The organism is Microbispora rosea, assembly GCF_044460045.1.
Classification (GTDB): Bacteria; Actinomycetota; Actinomycetes; order Streptosporangiales; family Streptosporangiaceae; genus Microbispora; species Microbispora rosea.
The window spans coordinates 1-6741 of sequence record NZ_JBITJO010000024.1 but is presented as its reverse complement, the minus strand read 5'-3'; the positions used below and the strand labels follow the sequence as shown (position 1 = coordinate 6741).

Annotated in this window: 4 protein-coding genes; 2 read left to right on the top strand and 2 right to left on the bottom strand. The window is 69.5% G+C overall.

The window, feature by feature from the left end; all coding sequences use genetic code 11:
- On the bottom strand, positions 1-716 hold a 716-nt coding region (locus ACIBK1_RS40540), incomplete at its 3' end, for an RICIN domain-containing protein (protein ID WP_197043015.1).
- Positions 717-1903: 1187 nt separating this feature from the next.
- Here ACIBK1_RS40540 and ACIBK1_RS40535 point away from each other — a divergent pair.
- Both ACIBK1_RS40535 and ACIBK1_RS40530 read left to right on the top strand, forming a co-directional pair.
- Positions 1904-3367 (top strand): endo-1,4-beta-xylanase, encoded by a 1464-nt coding sequence (locus tag ACIBK1_RS40535; RefSeq protein WP_396740948.1) that lies wholly within the window; start codon positions 1904-1906, stop codon positions 3365-3367.
- Positions 3368-3611: 244 nt separating this feature from the next.
- Complete coding sequence (locus ACIBK1_RS40530) at positions 3612-5321, top strand: cellulose binding domain-containing protein (protein WP_363537761.1); 1710 nt, start codon at positions 3612-3614, stop codon at positions 5319-5321.
- Between the two features lie 79 nt (positions 5322-5400).
- Here the strand turns inward: ACIBK1_RS40530 and ACIBK1_RS40525 are convergent, their stop codons facing one another.
- Entirely contained in the window at positions 5401-6534 is a 1134-nt protein-coding gene (locus tag ACIBK1_RS40525; RefSeq protein ID WP_030512593.1) for an inositol-3-phosphate synthase, read from the bottom strand.
- Between the last annotated feature and the right edge of the window lie 207 nt (positions 6535-6741).

Genomic DNA, 6741 nt, shown 5'->3' with positions numbered 1-6741 from the left:
CGGAAGACGTCGATGTCGGCCAGGTCCTCCCACAACACCGGGTTGGAATAGGACGACGACGGCGGCCACGGCCCGTTCGACGGACTCGCCGACGGAGACGGCGAAACAGAGGGCGAGGCCGAAGGTGACGGCGAGGGATCGGAGACGCTCCCGACGGGGACGAGTTGCCACTGCTGGTTGGTGCCGCCCCAGTCGGAGTACTGCACGATCTTGCCGCCGTCCGCGGTGGAGGCGTTCTGGACCTCGACGGCCTTGCCGCTGTTGCGGTTGATCAGCCGGACGTAGCCGCCGGACGAGTCCGCGAGCTGGAACTGCTGGTTGGTGCCGTTGTGGTCGCTCCACTGCACGATGTCGGCGGCGTCGGCCGTGGAGAGGTTGGCCACGTCGAGCACCTTGCCCGAGTGACGCGACTGGATGCGGTAGTAGCCGCCGCCGGAGTCGACGAACCGCCACTGCTGGTTGTTCCCGTTGCTGCGACTCCACTGCACGAGCGCTCCGCCGTCGGCGGTGGAGAAGTTGTAGACGTCGAGGGCCTTGCCGCTGTTGCGGTTGACCAGGACATACCAGGTGTTGGTGTCGACGGTCGCCGCCGAGGCCGGCGCCACCCAGGTGACGGCGGATGCGAGAACGGTCGCGAGCGCCGCCAGAAGGCATGCGAAGACGGTGGCTGGCCTACGTCGCCGGCCACTCGTCGCGCGGACGGGGGGTTGGTGCATCTTCTCTCCTTTGAAGAGCGGAGACACGGCTGAGGGTGCGGACATCCGTGGTGTGCCAGGTGGACTCACGCCGGCACAGGGGGCACGAGGGCGTGCCCCGCGGGGGGAAGTCGAGAGGGCCGGCAGGCCGGCCGTCGGGACAGGCTGATGTGGTCGCCCCGCCGAGCCGGAGTGCGGCCACGGTGGAGGCGCCGAATCGTCGCCGGGCGGCGCTCGGTCTGGTCGGCGTCGGTGCGGGCCGTCTCACCGTGGCTGATGTCGTCTACGGGGGGTCACAACCACGGTGCACACGCCACCGGGACGGCCAGGTCGTCCGCTCCGGCGCACGGCGTGCACCGCCCGCCGGCGGCGCCCACGACATCGCGACGGGGGCCGACGCCCACGACCGGAGACACCGCAGGTCGCCCGTCCCGATCCGGCGACGAGCGGGCAGCGGTCGTCCCCCGGCGCGCGGCGCGAGGCAGACCGCTCGGGGGCGTCTTCCGCCTCGAACGCGTCGCCGGGACTCGCGCCGCCGAAACTCGCGGCGCTGTGGCTCGTGGCGCTGGGACACGCAACACCGGGACACGCGGCGCCGGGAGCACCGGCCGGCTCGTGAACCCTTCGGCAGCCTCCTGCCGCTCACGGATGACGCCGACAGCGCGTACCGGCCAGGAAGGTCACGTGCTCGGGTCTGCGCGGGCAATGTTAGCGCTAACAAATTCGCGAACCAGTGCTCCTCTCCCATCGGCGGCCTGTACGCGGTGGTGTAGCGGATCAAACATGACGCCATAATCCGCGTCAACCCGTCGCGCCCCTCGCCGCCCGGGCCCTCGCCGACGGGATGCGGCTCACCTGCTCCTCCGTCGACGCGAGAACACCGCCCGGAGTTCGGCCGAGAGGAAACTTTCATCGCGGCCCGCATCATCCGGCGTCGTCGTGAAGGAAGTCAGAAACTTTACGAACGACATTTCTCAACGTCTAGCAGGTCGGACGAAGCATGAGCCGGGGAAGGGCGGCGAAACTTACAAGCAACACACTTGACACGTTTCGGGTTGATTTCCAGACTGACTCCCCGAGGCGGCTCCTCCTGCCGGGGTCGGTGGTGCACGGCAGGGGCCGCAGTTAACGGCGCGACGACCGATCGCGTGGTGTTCCCGCGGCGTCTGTCCGCGTTCCCTCATCGATTCCGCAGTGGAGGCTCAGGCATGGGCGAAATTTCCCCACCTGCCGACGGAGGACGGCGAAGGCACGCCGGCACCCGCCGGCTGCTGATCGCCGGCGCCCTCGGCGTACTCGGCACCGTGACCGCACTTTCGACATCCCTCCCGGCCGGCGCGGCCGCCGGCACTCTGGGCGCGGCCGCCGCCCAAAGCGGCCGCTACTTCGGCACCGCGATCGCGGCCGGGCACCTGAACGACTCGACCTACGTGGCCACCTGGGACCGGGAGTTCAACTCGGTCACCGCGGAAAACGAGATGAAATGGGGTCCGATCGAGCCCTCCCGCGGCTCGTTCAACTGGGGGCCCGCCGACCAGATCGTCAACCACGCCCTGAGCAAGGGCATGAAGGTCCGCGGCCACACCCTCGTCTGGCACGCCCAGCTGCCCAGCTACGTCAACACCAACATGTCGGCCAGCGACCTGCGCTCGGCGATGACCAGCCACATCACCCAGGTCATGAATCATTACAAGGGCAAGGTCTACGCCTGGGACGTGGTCAACGAGGCCTTCGCCGACGGCGGCGCCGTCGGCAGCCTGCGCAGCTCGGTGTTCACCCAGAAACTCGGCAACGGCTTCATCGAGGAGGCCTTCCGCGCCGCACGCGCCGCCGACCCCAACGTCAAGCTGTGCTACAACGACTACAACATCGACGACGCCAACGCGAACAAGACCCGCGGCGTCTACAACATGGTCAAGGACTTCAAGGCCCGCGGCGTGCCCATCGACTGCGTCGGACTGCAGTCCCACTTCGGCAACCCGCCGTCCAACTACCAGCAGAACATCGCCCAGTTCGCCGCCCTCGGCGTCGACGTCCAGATCACCGAGCTCGACGTCGGCGGCTCCGGCTCCACCCAGGCCGACGCCTACCGCCGCGTCACCCAGGCCTGCATGGCCGTGTCCCGCTGCACCGGCATCACGGTGTGGGGCATCACCGACAAGTACTCCTGGCGCAGCGGCGACACCCCGCTGCTGTTCGACGGCAACTTCAACAAGAAGCAGGCCTACACCGCCGTCCTCGACGCCCTCAACGGCGGGACGTCCAGTTCTCCCCCGCCCACCGGAAACGGGACCGCCATCAAGGGCGTGGGATCGGGCCGGTGCCTGGACGTCACCGAAGCCTCCCAGGCCAACGGCGCCCAGGTGGAGATCTGGGACTGCAACGGGCAGAGCAACCAGCAGTGGACGCAGACAAGTGCCAGTGAGCTGCGGGTCTACGGCAACAAGTGCCTCGACGTGAACGGTGGCGCCACGGCCGACGGCAGCACCGTGATCATCTGGGACTGCAACGGCCAGAACAACCAGAAGTGGCGCCTCAACTCCGACGGCTCCATCACCGCGGTCGGTGCGAACAAGTGCCTGGACGTGTCCGGCAACGGCACCGCCAACGGCACCAAGGTGCAGATCTGGACGTGCAACGGTCAGAACAACCAGAAGTGGAATCGAGTGTGACACCACCCCACGCCGGGGCGGCCGCAACGTGGCCGCCCCGGCGTGGGGCGTTGGACTCGCCGGCGCGGCCTTGACGTCGTTCCGCTCGTACAACCATCCCACCCGTGACACCGTCGCCGGACTCGACGCACCAAGTCCTGGCGGCCCCGAACGGTGTGCGGTTTCCGGCCCCAGAGCGACCGCTCCCCCGTGAGCGACCACTACGCGAAGGCGCGGATCGGCGCCGACAGCCAAGAGGAGAGAGATGACGCACGATCAGAACGATCCCGTGAGCGGCGAGCGGAGATTGCTGAGCCGGAGATCCGTCCTGACGACGATGGGAGCGCTGCCGGTCATCACGGCCGCGACGTCGGTCCTGGGGGCCACGGAGGCCGCGGCGGCGACCGCGACCATCAATCCGTCGGCGCAGCGGCAGACCATCCGGGGCTTCGGCGGCATGGCCCATGCGGCCTGGATCGGCGACCTGACGGCCGCCCAGCGGGAGACGGCGTTCGGCACCGGCGAGGGCAGGCTGGGGTTCTCCATCCTGCGGATCCCCGTCGGCGAGAGCCAGGCGGACTTCGGCCGCGACCTGGCGACGGCGAAGCGCGCGGCCGAGCTCGGAGTGACCGTCTTCGCCTCGCCGTGGAATCCCCCGGCCAGCATGATCGAGACCTTCAACCGCAACGGCCAGACGAATGCGAAACGCCTCAGGTACGACCAGTACGCCGCGTACGCCCAGCATCTGAACTCCTTCAGCACGTACATGCGGAACAACGGGGTGAACCTGTACGCGATATCCGTGCAGAACGAGCCCGATTACGCGCACGACTGGACGTGGTGGACGTCCACCGAAATGGTCAAATTCCTGCGGGAGAACGCCGGCTCGATCAACACCCGGGTCATCGCGCCCGAGTCCTTCCAGTACGTCAAGAGCATGTCGGACCCGATCCTCAACGACTCCACGGCACTCGCCAACGTGGACATCATCGGGGCGCACCTCTACGGCACGTCGTACTCGAACTTCCCCTACCCGCTCTTCAAGCAGAAGGGCGCGGGCAAGGACCTCTGGATGACCGAGGTCTACTACCCCAACAGCACCGACTCGGCGGACACCTGGCCGCAGGCGCTCGACGTGGGCGAGCACATGCACCGCGCCATGGTGGAGGCCGAGTTCCAGGCGTACGTCTGGTGGTACATCCGGCGTAGCTACGGCCCCATGCGGGAGGACGGCCAGCTCAGCAAGCGTGGCGCGATCATGGCGCAGTTCGCCAGGTTCGTCCGCCCCGGGTACGTGCGGATCGACGCGACGGCGAACCCCGCGTCGAACGTCTACGTCTCGGCGTACCGGAACGGTGACACCGTCGTCATCGTCGCCATCAACAAGGGGACCTCCGGGGTGAGCCAGCAGTTCACCGTGGCGAATGCCGGCTCGGCCTCCGTCTCGTCCTGGCTGACCGACGGGAGCAGGAACGTCGCCCCCCAGGCGGCGACCACCATGTCGAACGGGTCCCTCACCGTCACGCTTCCCGCGCGCAGCATGACGACCTTCGTGACCAGCCTGAGCGGCGGCTCCTCGCCCTCCCCGTCGCCCGTCCTGTCGCCGACGCCATCACCCAGCCCGTCGCCCAGCGCCTCACCCAGCGGCGGCACCGGGACCGGGCCCCGGGTCGCCTACACGATGAACTCCTGGGACGGCGGCTTCACCGCCGCCATCAGCATCACCAACACCGGAACCTCGACGATCGACGGCTGGACGCTGAGCTTCACCCTGCCCTCCGGCCAGTCCATCACGTCGGGCTGGAACGCCACCTACTCGCCCTCCAGCGGCCAGGTGAGCGCCCGCAACGTCAGCTACAACGGAACGATCGCCCCCGGCGCCACCGTCGACATCGGTTTCCAGGCCACCCACACCGGCAACACGGCCAAGCCGACCGCCTTCACCCTCAACGGCGTGCCCTGCACCGTGGCCTGACCCGGCCGTCGGGACGCGTGGGTTCGCACGCGAACTCGGCCGCCGCCCCGGACGCGGAGGTCCGGGGCGGCGGCCGGGGTCATCCGAGCGCCTCCACGGCGGCGCGCAGCACCTGCCACTGCTCGGACAGCGCGTGGGGCACCTCTCCGAGGGGGTCCTTGAAGAAGAAGGCCAGTTCGGTGAGCGGACCCGTGCGCCCCGCCCGGTGGGCGGCGGCCGTCAGCCGCGCGAGGTCCAGGACCAGCGGCGCGGCCAGCGCCGAGTCGCAGCCGTGCCAGGTGAACTCCATCCGCATGCGGGTGCCGAGGAAGCCCTCGAAGGAGATCAGGTCCCACGCGGTCTTGAAGTCGTCGAGGTCCTCGACGAAGTCGATCCGGGTCTCCCCCTGCGGGATGTAACCGAGCGTCTCGCGCAGCACGCGCTGTTTGCTGGCGGACTTGGCCGCGTTGGCCGCCGGCTCGGCGAGGTTCGCGCCGTCGCCACCGCCCAGCAGGTTGGTGCCGGACCAGGCGCGCACCTTCATGTTGCGCATCCTGAACATCGGGGCGAGCACCGACTTGACCAGGGTCTCCCCGGTCTTGCCGTCGTGGCCCGCGTACGGGAGCCCCTGCGCGCGGGCCAGTGCGTCGAGGGCGGGCAGGCGGGCGCCGGTCGACGGCGTGAAGTCGACGTACGGGCAGCCGGCGCGCAGGGCGGCGTAGGCGGCCAGGGCGCTGGGCGGCAGGACGGGCTCCGGCCCGTCCAGCGCGGCGTGCAGCGCGTCGAGATCGGCGTGGGCGGGATGTGGCGGCGGCGCGGGTTCCGTGGTCGAGACGTTGATCACGACGACGTGGTCCAGGTCGTGCCGCCGGCGGAAGCGGTCCAGGTCGGCGCCGATGGCGTCCGCGACCTCGGCTTGGGTGCCGTGGTCCGGCAGGGGCCGCACGTCCTGCTCGATCTCGAGCAGCGCGTCCTGCACGGCGACGGCGAGCCGAGCCGGGACGATTCCCGCCTCGCCCAGCGCGGCGGCCTTCTTGACCAGGGGGACTAAGGAGATGTCGTGGCCGCCGAAGACCAGCTCCCCTATGGCGGGGAGGGCGTCGCTGTGCAGCTCGGGCGACTCCAGGACGCATCCGATCGGTTCGGCCATGCCCGCTCGCACCGCAGAGGCCCCGAGCATGCTGGTGACGGCGACCGACCCTCGTGCTCCGATCAGCCATACTCCGGTTCTCATCTGTCTCCTCTCCCCGGCCAGGTCAGCCGGGATGGTGCGGGTGCTGCTGAGGGTGGGTCTGCTCCGCCGGGTGGCGGCCACCGTGTGGCCGCCACCCGGCGGTAGGGGTCATTCGGAGGAGAAGGCGGCGTCGAAGGCGGCGTCCGGTGGGGTGATGGCGTTCAGCGAGCGGATGTAGGCGAGGGCCTCGGGTGCGCCGTGCAGCCG